Genomic DNA, 1,322 nt, shown 5'->3' with positions numbered 1-1,322 from the left:
AGGCCCGGGTCGGGCCTCCTGCCTGTTGTTGTCAGGCGGCGGGGGCCGGTTCAGCTGCCGGGGCACCCTCGGGAGCCGGAGCCGGGGCCGGAGCACCCTCACCCTCGGGAGCCGGAGCCGGGGCCGGAGCACCCTCACCCTCAGGAGCCGGAGCCGGGGCCGGAGCACCCTCACCCTCAGGAGCCGGAGCCGGGGCGCTCTCCGCCGGCAGTTCACCTGCCGGATCCGCCGAACACAGGGGCGGGACCTGGTCAGGCGCCACATTCTGGATCAGGGTGCACGCCCATTCGCGGGTCAGCTTCCATACCCCGTTCTCCTTGACGAACTCCACTCCGGTGACCGGCATGGGGTCACTGTTCGGAATGTTGAAGTTCACGGTGGCGTTGACGGTGTCCGGAAGGATACCGGGAAGGACGGGATCGACTACCTCCACAGTGGCCCCTGTCTCCTCCTTGGAGCGGGTCATCACGTCGAAGAGTTCTGTCGCCTGGTCACCCCCCTGGACTGTGTCCACCTTCTGGTCGGAGGGAACTGCCGGGTCAACTGCCCGGTTGATGACGCCGTTCAGCTCAGCGGCTGTCGGCAGTGCCGTGGCCTGGGTGGCGGTCGTCTCCGCCGCCGTGGTGGTCTGGTCTCCGTCGCTGTCGTCGTCGGACGAGCAGGCGGCCAGGGACAGCCCCACGCTGACGGCCGCGACGGCCGCGAGACAACGGAAGGACCGGGATCCGGCTGAGACCTTCATGGTGTTCTTCACTGCGCTGCTGCTCCTTTGCAGTCTGTGGATGTGTCCGGCCTGTGGTGGCGCGGTACAACGCTGCCCCCGAGTCTACCTACCCGACGTTCCCTGCATCACACCAGTAATCTCATACCCCATGAGTATCTCCACTCCGGTCAGTCTCATCGCCACCGGCGGGACCATCGCATGCACGACCGACGCGGCCGGAGCACTGGTGCCCACGCTCTCCGCGGAGGAGCTCTGCGCCTCAGCCGGTCTCATTCCCGGGAACCTCCCCGGAGAGGTCACCGTCCGGGACACGCTCCACACTGATTCCTCGGAGATGGGCCTCAGCGATCTGGACCGTCTCCTCGTAGCCGTCGCCGCCGCGGTCAGACAAGGTCCGGTGGTCGTCACCCACGGCACGGACTCCATGGAGGAGACTGCCATGGCCGTCGACCGCCTCATCGGAGGTCCCGTCGTCATCACCGGCCCACCGAACACCGCACCCGCCAACCAACGCACCGACAACTGGCCGAACGGGTCAAACCGGGGACCGGCGAGCACACGCAGCACAAAACCCGCGAAAAGCAGGACATTGAGGACC

The 1,322-nt window shown here is 67.4% G+C and carries 2 protein-coding genes; one reads left to right on the top strand and one right to left on the bottom strand.

Annotated features, from left to right (window positions below):
• Positions 1–31 precede the first annotated feature (31 nt).
• Positions 32–742, bottom strand: a complete 711-nt coding sequence (locus tag BN3906_RS13800) for a WKL family lipoprotein (RefSeq protein WP_066590247.1) — start codon at positions 740–742, stop codon at positions 32–34.
• Between the two features lie 130 nt (positions 743–872).
• Here BN3906_RS13800 and BN3906_RS13795 point away from each other — a divergent pair.
• Positions 873–1,322 (top strand): asparaginase domain-containing protein (locus BN3906_RS13795; protein WP_187119955.1); only part of this gene is annotated, 450 nt, incomplete at its 3' end.

This window comes from Corynebacterium provencense, assembly GCA_900049755.1.
Taxonomy (GTDB): Bacteria; Actinomycetota; Actinomycetes; order Mycobacteriales; family Mycobacteriaceae; genus Corynebacterium; species Corynebacterium neomassiliense.
Note: the sequence above shows the minus strand (reverse complement) of the source record. Positions and strands in the feature narration are given on the sequence as shown.